Source organism: Duncaniella muricolitica, from assembly GCF_910574735.1.
Lineage (GTDB): Bacteria > Bacteroidota > Bacteroidia > Bacteroidales > Muribaculaceae > Duncaniella > Duncaniella muricolitica.
The window spans coordinates 1-19890 of sequence record NZ_CAJTCF010000014.1 but is presented as its reverse complement, the minus strand read 5'-3'; the positions used below and the strand labels follow the sequence as shown (position 1 = coordinate 19890).

15 protein-coding genes and 1 pseudogene are annotated in these 19890 nt (G+C 50.3%); 9 read left to right on the top strand and 7 right to left on the bottom strand.

Features of this window, described 5'->3' with window-relative positions:
• Window positions 1-37 precede the first annotated feature (37 nt).
• The gene (gene uvrA, locus QGT73_RS04540) at window positions 38-2839 is read left to right on the top strand and encodes an excinuclease ABC subunit UvrA (protein WP_280121649.1); all 2802 of its coding nucleotides are present in this window, start codon (window positions 38-40) and stop codon (window positions 2837-2839) included.
• Here the strand turns inward: uvrA and QGT73_RS04535 are convergent.
• Together QGT73_RS04535 and QGT73_RS04530 are read right to left on the bottom strand one after the other, a co-directional pair.
• A complete protein-coding gene (locus QGT73_RS04535) occupies window positions 2829-3530 on the bottom strand; it encodes a LytR/AlgR family response regulator transcription factor (RefSeq protein ID WP_280121614.1) in 702 nt (233 codons plus the stop codon). The genes uvrA and QGT73_RS04535 overlap by 11 nt on opposite strands.
• A 14-nt stretch (window positions 3531-3544) precedes the next feature.
• A complete protein-coding gene (locus QGT73_RS04530) occupies window positions 3545-4573 on the bottom strand; it encodes a sensor histidine kinase (protein ID WP_280121613.1) in 1029 nt (342 codons plus the stop codon).
• Window positions 4574-4712: 139 nt separating this feature from the next.
• Here QGT73_RS04530 and QGT73_RS04525 point away from each other — a divergent pair, with 139 nt between their 5' ends.
• From QGT73_RS04525 to QGT73_RS04515, 3 genes are all read left to right on the top strand, one after another.
• Window positions 4713-5576, top strand: coding sequence for a Cbp1 family collagen-binding glycoprotein adhesin (locus QGT73_RS04525; protein WP_280121612.1), 864 nt, complete (start codon window positions 4713-4715; stop codon window positions 5574-5576).
• Between the two features lie 159 nt (window positions 5577-5735).
• A complete protein-coding gene (locus QGT73_RS04520) occupies window positions 5736-8873 on the top strand; it encodes a SusC/RagA family TonB-linked outer membrane protein (protein ID WP_280121611.1) in 3138 nt (1045 codons plus the stop codon).
• Between the two features lie 13 nt (window positions 8874-8886).
• On the top strand, window positions 8887-10632 hold the full coding sequence (locus tag QGT73_RS04515) for a RagB/SusD family nutrient uptake outer membrane protein (protein ID WP_280121610.1): 1746 nt from the start codon (window positions 8887-8889) through the stop codon (window positions 10630-10632).
• A 98-nt stretch (window positions 10633-10730) separates the two neighbouring features.
• On the opposite strand, the gene QGT73_RS04510 is transcribed toward QGT73_RS04515, so the two are convergent.
• Window positions 10731-11171, bottom strand: a complete 441-nt coding sequence (locus QGT73_RS04510) for a PepSY-like domain-containing protein (RefSeq protein WP_280121609.1) — start codon at window positions 11169-11171, stop codon at window positions 10731-10733.
• A gap of 207 nt (window positions 11172-11378) precedes the next feature.
• Here QGT73_RS04510 and QGT73_RS04505 point away from each other — a divergent pair, with 207 nt between their 5' ends.
• The 4 genes from QGT73_RS04505 to QGT73_RS04490 all read left to right on the top strand — a co-directional run bounded on the left by QGT73_RS04505 (window position 11379) and on the right by QGT73_RS04490 (window position 15084).
• Window positions 11379-12002, top strand: coding sequence for a radical SAM protein (locus QGT73_RS04505; RefSeq protein ID WP_280121608.1), 624 nt, complete (start codon window positions 11379-11381; stop codon window positions 12000-12002).
• Between the two features lie 2 nt (window positions 12003-12004).
• Window positions 12005-13006, top strand: a complete 1002-nt coding sequence (locus tag QGT73_RS04500; protein WP_280121607.1) for a DMP19 family protein — start codon at window positions 12005-12007, stop codon at window positions 13004-13006.
• A gap of 4 nt (window positions 13007-13010) precedes the next feature.
• Window positions 13011-13949 (top strand): carboxypeptidase-like regulatory domain-containing protein, encoded by a 939-nt coding sequence (locus tag QGT73_RS04495; protein WP_280121606.1) that lies wholly within the window; start codon window positions 13011-13013, stop codon window positions 13947-13949.
• A 136-nt stretch (window positions 13950-14085) separates the two neighbouring features.
• A complete protein-coding gene (locus tag QGT73_RS04490) occupies window positions 14086-15084 on the top strand; it encodes a hypothetical protein (protein WP_280121605.1) in 999 nt (332 codons plus the stop codon).
• A 5-nt stretch (window positions 15085-15089) separates the two neighbouring features.
• On the opposite strand, the gene QGT73_RS04485 is transcribed toward QGT73_RS04490, so the two are convergent.
• The 4 genes from QGT73_RS04485 to QGT73_RS04470 all read right to left on the bottom strand — a co-directional run bounded on the left by QGT73_RS04485 (window position 15090) and on the right by QGT73_RS04470 (window position 18369).
• A complete protein-coding gene (locus QGT73_RS04485; RefSeq protein ID WP_280121604.1) occupies window positions 15090-15995 on the bottom strand; it encodes a cation diffusion facilitator family transporter in 906 nt (301 codons plus the stop codon).
• 166 nt (window positions 15996-16161) lie between these two features.
• Complete coding sequence (locus tag QGT73_RS04480; protein WP_280121603.1) at window positions 16162-16644, bottom strand: PepSY-like domain-containing protein; 483 nt, start codon at window positions 16642-16644, stop codon at window positions 16162-16164.
• A 13-nt stretch (window positions 16645-16657) separates the two neighbouring features.
• A complete protein-coding gene (locus QGT73_RS04475) occupies window positions 16658-17359 on the bottom strand; it encodes a LytR/AlgR family response regulator transcription factor (RefSeq protein ID WP_280121602.1) in 702 nt (233 codons plus the stop codon).
• Window positions 17356-18369: a sensor histidine kinase gene (locus tag QGT73_RS04470; protein WP_280121601.1), complete on the bottom strand. Its 1014-nt coding sequence runs from the start codon at window positions 18367-18369 to the stop codon at window positions 17356-17358. The genes QGT73_RS04475 and QGT73_RS04470 overlap by 4 nt, the downstream gene beginning before the upstream one ends.
• A 171-nt stretch (window positions 18370-18540) precedes the next feature.
• On the opposite strand from QGT73_RS04470, the pseudogene QGT73_RS04465 reads away from it, so the two are divergent.
• Window positions 18541-19773 (top strand): annotated as a pseudogene (locus QGT73_RS04465) (efflux RND transporter permease subunit); the annotation flags it as partial.
• Window positions 19774-19890 lie beyond the last annotated feature (117 nt).

Here is a 19890-nt window from a genome sequence, read left to right as displayed (position 1 = left end):
AATACAGCAGTCAGTCGCCGCCCCGACCCTCGAAGTCATGGGCGCACGCGTGCACAACCTCAAAAACATTGACGTCAGCATACCTCACGGCACCCTCACGGTGGTCACCGGACTGAGCGGAAGCGGCAAGTCGTCGCTCGCCTTCGACACCATCTATGCCGAGGGGCAGCGTCGTTACATAGAGACATTCTCGGCATATGCACGCAACATGCTTGGCAACCTCGAGCGTCCCGATGTCGACAAAATCACAGGACTCTCGCCCGTGATAGCCATCGAGCAAAAGACCATCAACCGCAACCCGCGCTCCACTATAGGCACAGTCACAGAGGTCTATGACTTCCTGCGACTGCTCTATGCTCGTGCCGGCACAGCCGTGAGCTACATCACAGGCGAGCCGATGGTCAAATATACCCGTGAGCAGATAGTCAACCTGATATTGCAGCGTTACGATGGCAAAAAAGTGTACATCCTCGCACCTGTGGTGCGCAACCGCAAAGGCCATTACAAGGAGCTCTTCGAGCAGATGCGCAAAAAAGGGTTTCTCACAGCGCGGGTTGACGGCCAGTTGCGCGAACTCACCCTCGGCATGAAGGTAGACCGATACCGCAATCATGACATTGAACTTGTAATCGACCGCCTTAAAGTCTCGCCCAAAGACATGACACGACTCGAGGCCACAGTGGCCGACGCGCTCCAGCAGGGCGACAAGCAGGTGATGGTCTATGACGTGGACAGCGACAAGGCCTCTTACTTCTCCCAGACACTCATGGATCCGGACGGCGGGCTATCATACCGCGAACCGGCACCCCACAACTTCTCTTTCAATTCCCCCCTTGGAGCCTGCCCGTGCTGCAAAGGACTCGGATATGTCAATCTCATCGACCGCGACAAGATTATACCCGACGCGTCGCTTTCTATCTACAACGGTGCCATTGTCCCGTTAGGCAAATATCGCAATTCGATGATATTCTGGCAGATTGACGCCATATGCAAGAAGTATGGCCACACGCTCAAGACTCCTGTCAAGGATTTATGCGAGGAAGCATTGGGCGACATACTCAACGGCACAAACGAGCGTCTCGTAATCGAGAATGAGACCATGGCCACCAACAACTACTTCCAGAGTTATGACGGACTGGTCAAATATATCGAGATGCAGCAGGCCGACGACGCTTCGGCTTCGGCTAAAAAATGGAGCGAAGGGTTCTTTACACGCGGTGTATGCCCTGAATGTAACGGTGACCGTCTCAACAAAGAGGCTCTCCACTTCTTTGTCGACGGCAAAAACATAGCCGACCTCTGCCGCATGGACATCTCTGACCTGTATCAATGGTGTGACGGGCTTGAAGACCGCCTGTCGCCAACATCGAGGGTCATTGCGGCCGAAATCATGAAAGAAGTCCGAAGCCGTCTGAGATTTCTCATTGACGTAGGTCTCGACTATCTCCAACTGTCACGCGCATCCGCCACACTGTCAGGCGGCGAGAGCCAGCGCATACGCCTGGCCACACAGCTCGGCAGCCAGTTGGTCAATGTCCTCTATATTCTCGACGAACCGTCGATTGGACTCCATCAGCGCGACAACCGACGACTCATCGACTCGCTCAAAAGTCTGCGCGACGCTTCCAACTCCATCCTTGTCGTAGAGCATGACAAAGACATCATGCTTGAGGCCGACCACATAGTTGACATAGGCCCCAAAGCGGGACGCAAGGGTGGCGAAGTAGTGTTTTCAGGCTCTCCGTCCGAGATGCTTGCCACAACCACCCTCACGGCGCAATATCTCAACGGCACACTCTCATTGCCCTTCAACAACAGTCCGCGCAAAGGCAACGGCAAAAAGATTGTGCTGCGCGGAGCCACAGGCAACAATCTTCGTGACGTCACGCTCACCCTTCCGCTCGGCAAACTCGTCTGCGTCGCGGGAGTGTCGGGCAGCGGCAAGTCGACACTTGTCAACGCCACTCTCCAGCCGATACTCAGTCAGAAGCTGTATCGTTCGCTCACACCGCCGCTTCCCTACAAGTCAATCGAAGGCATCGAGAATATCGACAAGGCCGTGCGCGTCGACCAGTCACCGCTCGGACGATCGCCGCGTTCCAATCCGGCTACCTACACAGGAATATTCACCGCCATCCGCGACCTGTTCGCTTCGCTATCCGAAGCCAAGATACGAGGTTATCGTCCGGGGCGTTTCTCATTCAATGTGTCAGGCGGACGATGCGAGACATGCAGCGGCAACGGCTATAAGACTATCGAAATGAACTTTCTGCCCGATGTGCTCGTGCCTTGCGAGACTTGCGGGGGCAAACGCTATAACCGCGAGACTCTCGAAGTGCGCTATAAGGGCAAATCAATAGCTGATGTCCTTGACATGACCATCAACCAGGCCGTGGAATTCTTCCAAAACATCCCGTCGATTATCAGCAAGATCAAAGTATTGCAGGACATAGGTCTCGGCTACATAAAACTCGGTCAGCCCTCATCAACCCTCTCGGGTGGTGAAAACCAACGCGTCAAACTCGCCGCAGAACTCTCCCGCCGCGACACTGGCAATACGCTCTTCATTCTCGACGAGCCTACCACCGGTCTGCACTTCGACGACATACGGGTGCTGCTCGGTGTGCTCAACCGCTTGGTCGACAAAGGCAACACCGTATTGGTCATCGAGCATAACCTCGACGTAATATGTGCGGCCGACCATGTGATTGACATGGGACCCGGCGGAGGCAAAAACGGTGGAAACATCATCGTGACCGGCACTCCGGCCCAGATAGCCAAAACCGACTCTCCCACCGCACCATTCATACGCGAACAGATGGCCGGACTCAGCAATTAAGCATCCTCATCATATCGTTGACATACTGACGCCCTATCGGGAGTGTCACCCCCGAACTCAGAGTGACCGACTGTCGGTTGAAACTCTTGATTTTTGACTTCGAGACGATAAACGACCTATGGATGCGCAGGAAATCCTCCTCGGGCAACTGCGAGCCTACATTCTTCAATATGATACGCGACACGGTGCAGATGCCGTCCTCACGAAATATCTTTACGTACCCCTCCATAGCCTCTATATAAAGGATGCTGCGCAGGGGTACGTTTACTGTATTGTATTCCTGCTTTACCATCAGACTGCGATTGTCCTCACGCGGTCGGGAAGCTCCCTCTATACGCCTCACAGCCTTGGCAAAAGCGGTCTGGAAACGTGAGAATGCAAACGGTTTATGAAGATAGTCGACCGCATCGAGCTCAAATCCGTCCATCGCATAGTTGAGATAAGCGGTAGTAAAAATAAAGCATGTCTCCGGCGGCAACTGTGACGCGATAGTGAGCCCACTGATATTTTCCATCTCTATATCAAGAAACGCTATCGATGGCTTCTCTCTCTTTATCACGTCAAGCCCGGCTGCCGGGTCAGAGAATGTCTGGACATCAATGCCTCCGATACGTTCACAAAACTTACGTATCACCTCGAGAGCCAACGGCTCGTCATCAATTGCTACACACTTGATTGTATTGTTATTCATCCTGATACATTATTTCAGTTAAGCCGGATGTTTAAGACCACTCTAAACATCCCGTCCTCCTCTATCGTCGTGAGCGAGTGACGCTGAGGAAACAGACCGCCCAGTCGCGCTCGACAGTTCTCTATGCCCACGGGCATATCCTTACGAAACTCGTCGGCATGCTTCATGATACTGTTGCGGGTCTCAAACTCAAGATTGCCGTCATGCAGGCTGAGACGTATATAGATATGGCAGTCCTTACTTGTCGACGCTCCATACTTGAACGCATTCTCAACAAATGTAAGCATAAGCATCGGAGGCACCATCACCCCTCCGTTATCAACGTCATACACCCACTCTACATGAGTATGACCGTTGAGACGTATCGCCTGCAGGTCGATATAATTCTGTATATATGCAGCCTCATCGCCCAGCGGCACAGTCTCTTTTTCGATAGTCACATAGGTATATTTAAGTATCTCTGTAAACTTTATGAACGCATCCTCGGCCTTTTCCGAAGTCCCGATAACCAGACTATACAACGAATTGAGCGTATTAAACAGGAAATGAGGGCTTATCTGAGCCTTAAACACCGCCAGTTCGGCCTTATCGCGCTGAGCCTCTATCTTACGTCTTAGCAACAACTGTTCATAAAGCTCCTTTACAAAAGTTATGGAAAGCGAATAGCCCATCACCAGCGAGAACATCAGCCAGAGCGAGACCGAGACTCCAAAATTACGCACTTTCGTCTGATATTCACTCAATGCCGGAGTGACAAAATCCATGTCGGGTAGAGGGTATAGCGAAAGTACATAGTTCAAAGCCACCAGCACAGCGATTATCCCCCCTATTCTCTTATAACGACGGTCAATCAGCAGCTTCGGGATATTGATATGCAGCAACGTGAAATAACATCCATACATATAGACACACGTAAGAATAAAGAAGAGAGGCCACTGTGTCAGCCAGTGGTGCGCAGGGCCCAAAATGACAAGTATGGGCATAAACACCAGACAGAAAAACAGGTCCAGAATAAGTGATGTCTTGTTTTCGATGGATTTCATATTGCAAAGTTAGCACTCTCAATCAATTCCCACAAGCCATGACTATGACGTTCATTTACACATTTGCATCTTCCATTTACAAATGGTGCGAATCTCGATAAAAAATGTTATATTTGCATTGTGTTTTTTAACCGACTCCATGAAACATCTGATTGTCACCATCATCACGCTTTCAGCACTATTCTCGGCTTGCACCGGTAAGCAGGACCCTACCGAGCAGATATCGCTCATGGAGGCGTCCCGTCAGGAGCTTGCCACAGCCCTCGAAGAGCGCGACCAGTTGCTGTGTCTTGTCAAAGAGATTTCAGTCAGCATGGATCAGATAAGACATCTTGAGAACATCATGACAGTCTCCGGCACACACGCCAAGGAAAACCCGTCGCAGCGCACACGCATACTCTCTGACATCTCGTCGCTCAAGCGCACGCTAAAGCAGCGTCGCGAACAATTGGCGCAGCTCGAGACCCGGCTCGAGGAATCTTCGCTCTACACCGATGAGCTCAAAAGCACAGTCAAAGTGCTCTATAACCAGATAGACACCCAGACACGCGAAATCGAGAATCTGCGCGGCCAACTGACCATGGCCAATGCCCGAATAGATTCGCTTAATAATGCTGTCGACTCGCTCAACACGACCGTGGCAACTATAAACGACAATCTTGACATGGCCAATGCCGCATCGATACGGCTTGAGGACGAGCTCAACACCTGTTATTATATAGTGACATCCAAATCGGAGCTCAAGAAACATCAGATACTCGAGACCGGTTTTCTGCGCAAATCCAAGCTCCTCAAAGGTGACTTTGACAAAGGCTTTTTCGTGATAGGCGACAAACGCAACATGCACACCATCGAGCTTAATTCCGACAAAGCCCGCGTACACACCAATCATCCCGAGGACTCCTATGCGATCCGAAAAGAAAACAATAAAAAGATATTAGTGATATTAGACCCGGAAAAATTCTGGAGTCTGACAAATTATCTCGTCATACAAACCGACTGACACTTTAACCTGCTTTATTAGTATATTCGTAGCCCCGCGCGGGACGGCACTCTCACAGGCCGTCCCGCGTTCATTGTCAGATTTACGCTGTCTGTTTACACTCATTTTGAAGCATTGGTAAATGATGATAAATTTGTGTGAAAAATAATCATTGATCTGATGAAAATATCACACACCGTATTCACCCTGCTCTGCCTGACTACATCGGCCGTGATGGCTCAGACCCCGGCTGACTCTGTCGGTGTACAGTTATCTACAAACCAAAGTTTCATCGCGACAGGCACCGTCATTGACGAAAGTGGCGAACCTGTAATCGGAGCGACAGTAGCACAAGCCGGCAAACGTAAAAACATGACTGTGACCGATCTTGACGGCCACTTCTCAATCTCCGGCATAAATATCCCCTGCAAACTGAGGATTACATCCGTAGGCTCGCTCCCGTCAGTAATCAACGTTACGGCCGAAAACGCCTCCGACCTCACGGTCACACTCCGGCCCGTCACTGCAAATCTTGACGAAGTCGTGGTCGTGGGCTATGCCACCCAACGCAAAGCCGACCTCACCGGCTCGGTAGCCTCAATCAGCGCGTCGGCTCTTGCCGACCGTCCCGTCACCAACGCCACCAACGCCCTCGCCGGACTTGCAGCCGGACTCACGGTGACCAACTCGGGCGGCAACACTCCGGGCTATGAGTCGCAAAGCATCACCGTGAGAGGTCTCGGCACTCTCAACAATGCCGCTCCGCTCGTAGTGGTCGACGGCATGACAGGCATCGCACTCAGCGACATCAATCCGCAGGATATCGAAAACATCTCCGTGCTCAAGGATGCCGCCTCTGCTGCGATTTACGGCTCACGGGCAGCCAACGGTGTCATACTCGTCACTACACGCCAGGGGGCCGAACGTGCACCGAGAGTGACTTACAGCGGCAACGTTTCATTCGAGACCGTAGCCAAACGCCTTAATCTTGTGACCGACTATGCCGATTTCATGGAGATTCATAACGCCGGTCTCATCGCCAACGGTCAGGCTCCGCGCTTCTCGCAGGGCAAAATCGACGAGTGGCGCAATGACGCCGGACGCAATCCGACCGTCTATCCCAACACTGACTGGCAAGACCACATATATCGCAACCCTTCGGTGGTACAGAATCACAACCTCGCCATAAGCGGTGGCTCTCAGATGGCCCAATACAACATCTCGCTGGGCTACATCAACAATCCGGGCATGGTCTACAACACCGACTACCGGCGTTATCAGCTACGCACCAATCTCGACATCAACATCAAGCCGTGGATTACTGTTGGCACCAACCTGTTTGGCTACTATGACACCAACAATCCTTCAGCCGAGAATGCAGCCGCCGGCGGTGACGTGATATTCGGTTACGGAGCGTTCAATACCGTGCCTGGCATGACTCTCTACGACCCGGCCACAGGCCTCTACGGCGGCATTCAGAATCCTGAAGAGGAGAATGTCAGCAATGCCAACCCCTACCGTCGCCAATGGTTCTATGACGACAAATATCCTACCAAGACCAAGCGTATGGTCGGAAAGATATATGCACGCCTCAAACCCGTCAAAGGTCTGACCATACAGGGAGCCTTCTCGATGAACTATTGGGAACGCAACATAGAGCACCATCTCACCGACCGTGATCTCTTCCGCTTTACCACCGAAGGTCCCGTGCTGATAAGAGAAGGCGTGGTGCGCACCTACATCCGCCGCTACAATTACAAAAACAGCTTCCGTTCATCCGAGCTGACCGCCAAATATGATTTCACTATCGGAAAACTCGAGACAAGCATCTTTGCCGGCATGAGCCAGGAATATAATAAATATGACCAGGACTATTACATCAAATATGACCTCGTCGACCCCTCTCTCGGAGCTATCGACGCCGGCATGACCAACGGGAGCATCACAGGCAACTATAATGAATGGGCCATGCGGTCCTATTTCGGCCGCATCAATCTCAACTGGGATGACAAATATCTCCTCGAGGCCAATCTGCGCGCCGACGGTTCGTCAAAATTCGCGCCCGAACACCGCTGGGGCTACTTTCCCTCGGTCTCGGCCGGATGGCGAATCTCGGAAGAGCATTTCCTGGACGCGGCTGCCTGGCTCGACAATCTGAAGCTACGCGCATCATACGGCTCGCTGGGCAATAACGCGACAACAAGCTATTACATGTATCAGACACTCTTCACAACAGCCAACTACATACTCAACGGCAACATTGCCGGCGGCATGGCCCAGACAGTTCTTGCCAACAAGGACCTTACCTGGGAGAAGACCTATATGACTAATATCGGCATCGACTATGCCTTCTTCAACAGCCGGCTCAACGGCTCAATCGACATCTATAACAAAAACACCAAAGGCATACTCATCTCTCTGCCAGCCCCTCTGGAGCACGGCACAAGCACGGTCCCCAACCAGAACGCCGGCGAGGTCAACAACAAGGGATTTGAATTTGACATCCACTGGAACGACCGCATAGGCAAAGTAAGATATGACATAGGCTTTAATATGGGTTTTGTCAACAACAAAGTGACAAAATTTCAAGGCGACGTCTCTTCAATCAACGGCGTCTACAAAACACAGGAAGGGAAACCCATCAATCAGCTCTACGTCATAACAGTCGACCGTATAGTACGCGACCAGGCCGACCTCGATTACGTGCAGTCACTTGTCGACAAAAATCCCGACTACTTCGCCACCTACCAGCGGCCCGGCCTCGGCGACTTCCTCTACCGTGATGCCAACGGCGACGGACGCCTCGACACAAACGACCGTGTGGAGATCGGCCACGGCACATTGCCACGTCTCACATTCGGTGCCAACATCGGCCTGAGTTGGAACAACTTCGATTTCAGCATGCTCTTCCAGGGTGTCGGCAACCACCAGGTCTACTATAACAACCAGGCCTTCCGCTTCGTTACCGTAATGGGCCAGTCTCTGATTAAGGACATCACCGATAACGCATGGACTCTTGACAATCCTTACGACTCGAAATATCCCATACTCCGCAACAGTTCCAATAGCCAGAACAACATCGCCAGCGATGCCTTCATACACAACGCCGCCTATCTGAGATGCAAAAACATACAGCTCGGCTACACTGTGCCAAGCGACATCTCCCGCCGGTTCTTTGTGGAAAATCTTAAAATCTACGGCAGCATCGACAATCTTTTCACCATAACAAAATTTCCAGGACTCGACCCTGAGATCGGAGCAACGGTCGGCTATCCGGCCATACGCCAATATTCCGTAGGCATTAACGTTTCTTTCTAAACCCGACAATAAAATGAACAAGACAGCTAAAATATACGCCACCCTCTTTGCCGCATGTGCGCTGATGCTCGGTGGCTGCGAAAGCCTCGACTATACACCCGGCGACCAGATGTCGGGCCAGACATTCTGGCAGACCGAAGACCATGCCCGACAGGCTGCTGTGGGCATGTATGCCGCTATGAAATCAAGCTGGTGTTTCGGACTGGAATTTACATTCGACATGTGCAGCGACATAGCCGACGGCACAAGTCCCTGGGCCGACATCTCGCGAGGTTCCACTTTCGCATCCAACAGCAGCGGCGTGCAGAACCACTGGCAATATCTCTACGAACTCGTACACCGCTGTAACACAGTCATACGCAATGTCTCTACAATGCCCATCAGTGCCGAGACCATCGACCGAGTGACAGGCGAGGCCAAATTTCTCCGCGCCATGGCCTATTTCCGCATGCTCAACTGCTGGGGCGGAGTGCCCTATTATGACGAGACCTGCGACATCAACGAGCAGTTTGCCACCCTCAATGCACCCCGCAGCACTCCCGACGAAATACGCGCCCACATCATCGACGACCTGACCGACGCCATCGCCGCCCTCCCCGTCAGTTGGGACGCAGCCGACCTCGGACGCGCCACCAAAGGAGCGGCCTACGCCCTGCGCGGCAAGGTATACCTTTATGACCGCCAATGGGACAAGGCTATCGAAGATTTTGAGGAGATAGTCTATAACAAGACCGCTAATTACGGCTACGCGCTCCATCCCGACTATAACGAGCTGTTTCGTCTCTATAACGGCAACCACAGTCCGGAGATGATATTTTCCATACAGTCAATCGACGGCAACACAGCCGGCTACGCGCTTGACATCGTGTCGTATTTCGGCAACAAATCCACCATGCGCCTCATCGCAAGCAACTGTATAGTGCCATCCACCACTCTCGTAGACATGTATGAACGGCTTGACGGATCGCCTTTTGACTGGGACGAGCTCTTCCCCGGATTCAACGACGGTGACTCACAGTTGCGGCGCAAATACATGAGCGTGGCCATCGACCAGGGTAGCACCAGGGTCACATCGACTCTCGACTGCGACACCTCTCTGGTAATGGACGCTTACCGTCTGCGCGACCCGCGTCTGTGTCTCAATGTCATTACCCCCTACTCTCACTATCTCGGCACCGATGCCGGCTCCAACCCTATGGATAAACAATTTGTGCTTGCCGATGCCTCACAGGGAGGAGCTCCGATGGAAGCGATGGCATTCATACGCAATTCCGAAGGCTGGAACTCTTACTTCTGGCGCAAATGGATACCGACAGGCAATCTCGACGGCTATTGGGGAGAGTATAACCGCACACCCTACGAATTTCCGCTAATACGTCTGGGCGATGTAATCCTCATGCTGGCCGAGGCCTATAACGAGAACGGCGACACCGACAAGGCCGTAGCCGAAGTCAACAAAATACGAGCCCGCGTAAATATGCCAGGACTTAATTCCGGCCCGGAATGGCTGGCTGTCGGCAGCAAAGAGGAAATGGCGGTGAGAATACAGCGCGAACGTGCATTCGAGCTTGCAGGCGAGGGTCAACGCTACTGGGATCTGCGTCGTTGGGGCCTGCTTGAGTCGACCGTCAAAAATGCGACCGACATATTCGGTGACCTGATGTATACCCGCACCTACCAGCCTCGCCACGAGATGTGGCCGATTCCGCTCGTCGAAATGGAACGCAACACCAACCTCACCCAAAATGAAGGCTGGTAAACCATGGTTAGCAGAGAGCATAAACAATAAAAACGAGGGCCATGTCGGTTAAATCTGCGACATGGCCCTCGTTTTTATTGTTTATGCTCTACATCTGACTAATCGTCGTAACGTAAAAAACGACCGTCTTTGTCAAATTTCATATCAATGCCGTCCGACAATTCTACATCATATCCATGATGTTCCTTGTCAATACCAACGATATGCACCCCGGAATGATTTCGGGACACATAACTACGGATAATCTCCGGTACAAGGCCGGCGGGTACAGATTTGGCATTTGATGTCTCCACATTATCCCAATTGCCGTTACGGTCAAAAGAGATTTCTGTGCCGTCAGTCAAAATCACCTCATAGTCATCTATCCTGCCAAGAGTCTTGTCAATCTTTACCACACTCACTTTGGCCTTGAAATTGGATGACAACATTGTCTGCGCCGACTGAGGGAGCACAGATGCATCATGAGCATACGTGTCGCGAGCCATTGCGGTAGCCGAGAGTCCCAACACCGCCATCAAAATAAGAATAATCTTTTTCATAACTTTTTCATTTTGAGATTTGTCACGTCTCATTCATTTGTATATTAACAAATTATAGCCCGATATGGTTTTATATTGTCCTATATCTCCGATTTTTTCGCCAATACACATCATTTTATCACATTTTACTTGACTGCCATTTGGATTAATCGCCTGAATTGATTATATTTGCGTACAACCATGCCAACACATTAATTCACGACTTTCATGGACACTACGCGAGCCAAGATAATAGGTATTGCGCGACATCGTCTCTCGACCGACGGCGATGGTGTCACAACGCTTGTGGCTTTTCATGGCTGTCCGCTACGTTGCCGCTATTGCCTAAACCCGCAGTCGCTCGGCGATGCCGAGCGTTTCCGCGAGTATTCGCCGGAGAAGCTGTATGCCGAGACACGCATTGACGAGCTTTATTTCATAGCGACAAACGGAGGCATCACTTTTGGTGGTGGAGAGCCTTGCCTGCGCCCGCAGTTTATCAGTGAGTTCCGCGAGTTGTGCGGTCCGGAGTGGCGCATCAACTTGGAAACGTCGCTCAACGTGCCGACCGCCAACATCGAGGCATTGCTCCCGGTGGTCAACACCCTGATTATCGACATCAAGGACATGAACCCCGACATTTACCGCGACTACACGGGTCAGAGCAACGCTCTTGTACTCGAAAATCTCCGCCTGATAGCAGAAGCCGGACGGCAAATCGATTGCATCGTCCGCATACCGCTGATCCCCGGCTACAACACCGATGCCGACCGAGAGAACAGCCGCTCTGCGCTTGAAGCCCTCGGCTTTACCCGATTTGATTTATTCACCTACCAAATCCGCAAACACTGACTATGAACAAGAAACCGACTTACATAATTGGAACTATCTTATGCTCAATTCTGGCTATAATTACTGTCATTCTCATTTTCATCACTTCGGGAAAGGATAGCGAGGCGACAAAGATAGTTTTTGCCGGTTTCGCTGCATGGATGATATTCGGCATATATCGTGGATTAATGCACCTATTCTCCAAACCGGACAACAAACCAAGTCCTACGTTTGAAGGAGTGAAGTACAATGTCACTCCAATTTCCAATGGGAAAGTCATAAAAGATTTTTTCAACCCATTTGCCATGCGGTTTCGCACTGTGGGTTCATTGTTTATCCTTTGTTTACTATGGGTCGGCATGGTATATTTCAGTCCTAAATTCACAATCTATTTCTGGATTTTACTTATTGTGACGATTGTGATTAAAGGCTTTTTACTCACACGTTATATACGTCTGAATGATGCTCAGAATACTCTGGGAAAAGTTATACTTGAACAATCCGGAGATATTGACGTGTGCCGTTATGATGTGACCGTCCAACTCATCAATACGGCTGATACAACCCCGGAGCATGTGATTGATCCCATAAGACCTTATGTGAATATATCGGGTAGTCATGATGACTATCTTAAAGACATATCGCAGTTCAGTACCGCGCAACGCCATATTCTCGCGGTAAACCTATATATCTCTGAAGTGTATGGTGATGGCCACTATGGTTATTTTACGGACTCGGTGGGCATGTTGTATCTTGATGCCATCGAGGGGCTCAAGGCTATAGGTGCCAATAAATATGCTGACATTCTCAAGAGTGCGGGCTCTGAGTTTGATGGGATTAACAGACCCGCATATAACTTGGAGCAACGTGTCGATATAATCAACGAGTCTAGTCTTGATTTTGAGAGTGCGGATGATGCCATTTATTCGCTGGATGAATACGGCGAAAATATTGCAGAGATTCAGATGGCGTATATCCGCTCGCACGTTGACGATTTTCTTTTTGACAATCCACAAAAACACTGACACTATGGCACGAGGAAAGCAGACCTGCAAAATATTGAAAGAGATACGTCGGCAGATAGCCGAGGCTAACGGCATCGAGTTTGCCACGTCGGAGTGTCGCTATAAGGGCGACTGCCTCGGCACATGCCCCAAATGCGAGTCCGAGGTGCGCTACCTTGAGCAGCAGCTACGCGACCGCTCTCTCGCCGGAAAAGCCATTGCCCTCGCCGGGATCTCGGCGGCATCCCTCGCCATGCTCATGCCGATGACTTCCGGAGCACAGACACTGAAAGATATTAAGGCCTTGCCGGGTGATAGCACTGTCGTGACTCGTAGCGATTCCTTAAAAGTCAAAGGAACGGTTAAATACACGACTGATAGCGACTCAATCGTTACAGAAAAGCTAATTGGTGCGACAGTAGTAAACCTTACAAGCGGCAAAGGTACGGCAACAGATATTGATGGTAAATTTGAGATAGAAGCTTGCAAGGGTGATTCGATACGGATTTCATTTATTGGCTATTTTCCTGAAACAATCTGCGTAAAATCTCCCTCAGATACAGTTCAAATCGTATTGACTGAAGATCGATCAGCATTACAGGGTGAAGTAGTATTTGTCGGGGCTATGCCAGTTCGCAAAGAAAATCACTATCTTAATCTTGATGTAAATGATGGAAAAGGCAACGTAATTGTCCCTGAAGACCTTTATATCGAGCGTATATGGATTGACGAAGATGGAGATGAATACTCGGAATATATTTCACCTGAATACTTTGACGAAAAACACCCATGTCGCATTTATTGGGATTACCAAAGCGGCTTACAAGATGAAGACGGCAATCCTCTTAAAGAAGCGACACTCCGCATAGAGGCAGAGGGCTATGACGATTCCATAACAATCAAGGTCAAATATCCCAAACGCAATGCAAAGAAAACCATCAAGTTCAAACACAAGAAGACCTGACAGGATGAATCGGATTACGATACTGAAAAAAATAGGCACTGCTATAATCGTGACTGTCTGCATTGCTTATATTGTGATGCTGGCTGGATATTCAATCTGTCAAGTCATCACAGAGGGTAATCTACAGGGTATAATCATGCTTACATCAGCCGGTATTATAGGTGGCATTTCGTGGTATACGGCAAGGTGGCGGAGATGGTGGGTAAGATTTCTCAGATCTTTCATGCCCGGGGAAACAGTGCGTCCCGCCGACTGGGGACTGCGGGAAAAGTATTATTGGGTCTATAATTATGAGTCCAATGCCCAATATGGTTTGCGCCCGGCTGACCGAATATTTGAGGGACGTGCAAAAGTATGGTTTGAACCTTCCGATATAGCAGCCGATGCGTCACGACGCCTGACAGCTTTTAAATCTCTACTGGAGAGCCTTGGTATCAAGGCGAAGTGCACTCTGGAGCACAGACCTGGATGCATCTATGCCGACATCATTGCCGAAACCGATTACAAGACGATGAACAAAACGAAACTATCGGCATTTCGCGAGGCTTTTACCCGACTCGACAAAATGAATTACGAAGGAGAATATTATGTCGAATATCAAGGTGAATCGGGCTCAATACTTGTAGAATGTAATCACGGAGGTATACTGCGGGCTGTCAGGACCTCCCCCCGTGAGGAATATCATATTGACCCGGATTGCGGATTTTATTCCGATGAGGCCTACTATTTCTTTGAACGATACCCCGACTGGACCGAGGGTACATACACTCTGATTAGCGAAGAAGCCTTTTATTCACGGTGGGAACAGCGTTCGTATTATCACAGCAAAGACGAAGCGTTTACAGTGTTTGACTGTTCATCCCTGTCATATTTTGCGGCATTGACCTCCGGCAATAAGAAAGAAGAGTTGCACAGCAGCAACGACATCCACAATGCGGCCGCGTGGCTCATAGCCAATAACGAAACGGATATGATCAGAAGTCTCATGAACACTCGCGAAGAGTCAATGTATTGGGCGGCAAAATTATTCCATGAGATTATGCCCGAAGAGGCTACTGAGACTGCCGACCGTATCATAAACTCATGCCATGATCCCGTAATCGTATCACTCACAAAAGAGATCCGTTTGACCTAGCGGAGCTACATCTGTGACTGAGGCTCTGAAATTGGCTCCATGTGGATTGTGACAATGGAATTTTCGCCAAACTGGCTTTTTATGGCCCGTTCAGCCCGCGATGCAAGAGCATGGGCTTCCGACAGGCTCATGTCGCCATCCATCTTGACGTGCATGTCGGCCGCAATGGTGCAACCGATGCGGCGAGTGCGGAGATTGTGCACGTTTTTGATACCGTCAATCGACATCACAAGAGTCCTGATTTCACGTTCCTGGCTATCGGGCAGCGACGCCTCAAGCAATTCGCCCACCGAAGGGCGTATGATGTCATAACCGCTTTTGATAATAAACATGCTCACCATCACCGCAGCCAACGGGTCGAGAATACGCCACTGCTCTCCGAGAAACATTGCTCCGGCTATACCGACCAAAGTGCCTCCCGACGAAATGGCGTCGCTGCGATGATGCCATGCATTGGCTATCACAGCCTGCGACTCTGTGGCCCGACCCACCTTGACCGTATAACGGTAAAGCCACTCCTTTGATGCTATCGACAAAACGGCTACAATCAGAGCCACCATGCGAGGACGCGGAAGCAGTTCGCCGTTAAAACTACGCACCACCTGCTCTATGCCGCTTATCAACAGGCCTATGCCGGCCATGGCAAGTATACAACCTATAATCAGCGTGGCAAGTGTCTCGTATTTTCCATGACCATAATCGTGACCTTTGTCGGAAGGCAATCCGGCTATCCTGACAAATATAAGCACTATCGCATCAGTGACAAAGTCGCTGAGCGAATGAACGGCATCGGCAACCATCGCCGAACTGCGTCCGATGATTCCGGCAACAAGTTTCAATACTATAAGCAGGGCATTTACAACAGTCCCTATCAATGTCACTTTATAAATCTCCTTCTCTCGCGATGTCATACTTCACAATAAATAGTCCACAAAATTATAAACATTCTATGACTTATTTTTGTTTCCAGGCCATGAAATTTTCAAGAAAAAGCCGCAAGAGAGACACAAGCCTTTAATCCTCGACTGACTAAAGACGTGTGTCTCTCTTGCGGCTTTTGCCGTTATTTATTTCTTATCACTTGCCGCTCGGACGGTCGCCCTGACGACCACCCTGACGGTCCTTGCGTGCTGGCAGAGGCTTGGCATCCTCAGTGAGTTTGAGCTCCGATCCGTTTGAAAGCTCCACTTCATATCCGCCACGCTTGCGCGATATTTCCACGATGGTCTGGCCTTTAAAGTTGGTATCGACATATTTCACGATAGCCGAAGGAATAATTTCGGAGGGTACAGCCGTGCCGCGGGCGGCCTTGACTTCCTTCCACTGTCCGTCCGACATGAAGTCAATCTCGGCTCCGCTCACAAGATCTACCTCATACTCGGTGCCGCGACGGCCATTGTCCTTCTCGGCCTTTTTCACCTGGTCCTTGGGAAAATACTTGGAGATAAAGGCCTGAGCCGCCTTGGGAAGTTCAGACTGATTGATCGGTGAGCCGGCATACATGGCCGAACTTACAGATGCTGCGATTGCCACGAGCATCAGTGTCATGAATTTTTTCATCGTTTTTGTTTGTTTATTTGGGTTGAAAAATATTACTGAGATTATTGAACGCCTGGATGTATTTGCGCCCTACGGGGATGGGGCGAGGATGATTGCGCAGATAGATGGTGCGGTTGGAAAACCGCTCGATGGCGGCGGTCGATACTATATATGAGCGATGTACCCTCACAAATCTGTCGGACGGCAACACTGACTCCATCTCCTTCATCGTAATCTGTGACATCAGCATCGGCATGTCCTTACGGTAGACCTTCACGTAATTGTCCATCGCTTCGATTAGTATTATGTCTTTGAGACCGACTATTACAGTCTTGTGCTCCGCTTTCAGAGTCAGACTGCCGGGGTCATCGTCCTGCCATGCAGGACGGATAAATTTTCCGGCTTTCTCCATAGCCCGTTCAAACCGGGGATAGAAAATAGGCTTGTGGAGAAAATCGACAGCATCGACATTAAAGCCGTCGAGTGCGTATTGCGAAAATGCAGTCGTGAATATCAGACATGTGCCTTGAGGCAGCTCGGCGGCCAGCTCAATGCCATTGTGAGAGTTCATCTCTATGTCCAGAAACACTATATCGGGCCGCGTGGCACGCACACATTCCATACCCGAGACGGGCGATGTGAAACACCGAAGCTCGACATCGCCATAACGCTTGCAGTATTCCTCGATTATGCTCAGAGCTATCGGCTCGTCATCTATGGCTACACACTTGATCATCTGGTCAGTTCTATGCTTAATTTTACTTGATAAAAGGTGCCGTCATTATCTATGTTTATCTTATGGGCTGACGGATACAACAGTTCGAGCCGTCTACGGCAATTCTCAATGCCCATATGTTCGCCTATGCGCCTTACGGGAAATATGCGGTTGCGAGTGGCAAATTCGAGCCGTCCGTCACACTCTCTCAACACGATGGTGATGACACTCTTCTCCACCGGCGAGACTCCGTGTTTGAAACAGTTCTCGACAAAAGTCACAAGAAGCATCGGCGGCACTTTAAGGTCGTCATGGGCCACATCAATGTCGAGCGACACTTCGGTCATTTCATTAAGCCGTAGCGACTGAAGACCAACATATTGTCTGATGTAATCGGCCTCGTCGGACAGCGGCACAAGATCACGCTGCGAAGTGGTGTGGACATAGCGCATCATGGATATAAACTTCTCAAGCGACTCCAGAGCCTTTTCATTATGAGTTAGAAACAGCCCGTAGAGCGAGTTGAGTGTATTAAACATGAAGTGTGGCTTTATCTGAGCCTTGTAGAGAGCTATCTCGGCCTTTTCGCGCTCCGCTTCCACTGCACGACGCCTGGCTTTCTGAAGATTGGCCTGAGTCAGCAGCCCGACTGCAAAACTGAACGCCTCGACTATCATGAATAGCGACCACACGGCCTGCTGATATTGCTGAATGTTGGGAAACACTCTTGTGATGCCGACGTCATGTATATTGGGCTTGGGATTGTAGAGACTGACTTGGGCTAGTGCGAAAGTGCCCGCAGCCGACACCAGTATCATAACAATGCCAAACGCCATGAGACGCCCTCCGCGAAACAATGCCGGGACCGTCAGAAAACGGTTGAAGAAATATACCGCATACAACCACACGCCCACGGTAAAAATATACCAGGGAAAGTTGTGACACCATCGCTCTATAGGGAAAATCATTGCCATGACCGGCAATACGATTATGCAGAAAGCGAGGTCGATATATAGCGATACATTCTTCATTCGTCCTGTGACAACTGATTGCGGATACAAAGTTAAATATTTTATAATTAGCGTCCTACAAAGTTCTGAGTCGTTAGCCATCACTCAAGAGCAGTTGGCCAATATATGATAGACGGCTGTATTGCCAAAAGGTTTAATCATGTAATTTTGCTCCAAAAAACATAACGTGTGATGACAGTAAAGACATTCATTGACCGCCCTATTCTGGCCGGAGTCATATCAGTGCTCATAGTAATCCTCGGAGTAATCGGACTGGTGCAATTACCTATCGAACAATTCCCCAACATCGCTCCTCCGACAGTAAGAGTATCCGCATCCTACACGGGAGCCAATGCCGAGACTGTGCTCAAGAGTGTGATCGTGCCGCTTGAGGAGTCGCTCAACGGAGTTGAGGATATGATGTATATGACATCTACAGCCACCAATACCGGCACCGCCTCGATAACCATCTATTTCAAGCAGGGGACCGATGCCGACATGGCGGTGGTGAATGTTCAGAACCGTGTGGCGTCGGCCCAGGGACTCCTCCCGGCCGAAGTGACCAAAAGCGGTGTCACCGTACGCAAACGTCAGAACAGTACGCTCAAATCCATCACCCTCTATAGTCCCGACGACTCATTCGACGCGAGTTTTCTCACCAACTACATGAAAATCAACATCGAGCCGCAGATCTCACGTATCGCAGGCGTAGGCGAGGTCAACATATTCAGTGCCGAATATGCCATGCGCATATGGCTTGATCCAGCAAAAATGTCACAGTATGGACTCACTCCGGCCGATATCAACCAGGTGCTCGCCCAACAGAACCTCGAATCACCGACAGGCACACTCGGAGCCGAGTCGATGAACACGTTTCAATACGTTCTAAAATATCGAGGACGCTATGAAGAAGCCACCGACTACGAAAACATGGTAATCAAAGCCCTCCCCGACGGCAACCTTCTTCGGCTCAAAGACGTGGCAACCGTCGAACTCGGATCGGTCAACTATGCAATGCTCAGCGAGACCTCGGGCCATCCGGGAGCTAACGCAATGATAGCCCAGACAGCAGGCTCCAACGCCAACGAAGTCATCACCGAAATCGACAAGACCCTTGAGGATATACGCGGCAAGCTGCCTCCCGGCATGGTGCTGACCGACATATCAAGCACCAAAGATTTTCTCGACGCATCTATCGGCAAAGTAATCGAGACTCTTGTCATAGCTTTGATACTGGTAGTGCTGATAGTCTATCTATTTCTACACGATCTGCGCGCCACCCTCATCCCCGCCCTGTCGATTATGGCATCACTCACCGGCACATTTGCCTTCATTTACGCGGTAGGGTTTACACTCAATATGCTCACACTGTTTGCACTCGTACTCGTCATCGGCACTGTGGTCGATGACTCGGTGGTGGTAGTGTAGGCTAAGCACCCGGCGCCGTGTCATATAATCATGACCGGTTTCCAAATACTCGCCTCCGAACCGGACGTACACCTTCCAGCGTATCCGGCTCTCCGTTTTGATATTCAGTCTATG

Coding starts and splice junctions, on each gene's coding strand:
- uvrA (WP_280121649.1), top strand. CDS start 38: ATGGGCGCACGCGTGCACAACCTCAAAAACATTGACGTCAGCATACCT.
- QGT73_RS04535 (WP_280121614.1), bottom strand. CDS start 3,530: ATGAATAACAATACAATCAAGTGTGTAGCAATTGATGACGAGCCGTTG.
- QGT73_RS04530 (WP_280121613.1), bottom strand. CDS start 4,573: ATGAAATCCATCGAAAACAAGACATCACTTATTCTGGACCTGTTTTTC.
- QGT73_RS04525 (WP_280121612.1), top strand. CDS start 4,713: ATGAAACATCTGATTGTCACCATCATCACGCTTTCAGCACTATTCTCG.
- QGT73_RS04520 (WP_280121611.1), top strand. CDS start 5,736: ATGAAAATATCACACACCGTATTCACCCTGCTCTGCCTGACTACATCG.
- QGT73_RS04515 (WP_280121610.1), top strand. CDS start 8,887: ATGAACAAGACAGCTAAAATATACGCCACCCTCTTTGCCGCATGTGCG.
- QGT73_RS04510 (WP_280121609.1), bottom strand. CDS start 11,171: ATGAAAAAGATTATTCTTATTTTGATGGCGGTGTTGGGACTCTCGGCT.
- QGT73_RS04505 (WP_280121608.1), top strand. CDS start 11,379: ATGGACACTACGCGAGCCAAGATAATAGGTATTGCGCGACATCGTCTC.
- QGT73_RS04500 (WP_280121607.1), top strand. CDS start 12,005: ATGAACAAGAAACCGACTTACATAATTGGAACTATCTTATGCTCAATT.
- QGT73_RS04495 (WP_280121606.1), top strand. CDS start 13,011: ATGGCACGAGGAAAGCAGACCTGCAAAATATTGAAAGAGATACGTCGG.
- QGT73_RS04490 (WP_280121605.1), top strand. CDS start 14,086: ATGCTTACATCAGCCGGTATTATAGGTGGCATTTCGTGGTATACGGCA.
- QGT73_RS04485 (WP_280121604.1), bottom strand. CDS start 15,995: ATGACATCGCGAGAGAAGGAGATTTATAAAGTGACATTGATAGGGACT.
- QGT73_RS04480 (WP_280121603.1), bottom strand. CDS start 16,644: ATGAAAAAATTCATGACACTGATGCTCGTGGCAATCGCAGCATCTGTA.
- QGT73_RS04475 (WP_280121602.1), bottom strand. CDS start 17,359: ATGATCAAGTGTGTAGCCATAGATGACGAGCCGATAGCTCTGAGCATA.
- QGT73_RS04470 (WP_280121601.1), bottom strand. CDS start 18,369: ATGAAGAATGTATCGCTATATATCGACCTCGCTTTCTGCATAATCGTA.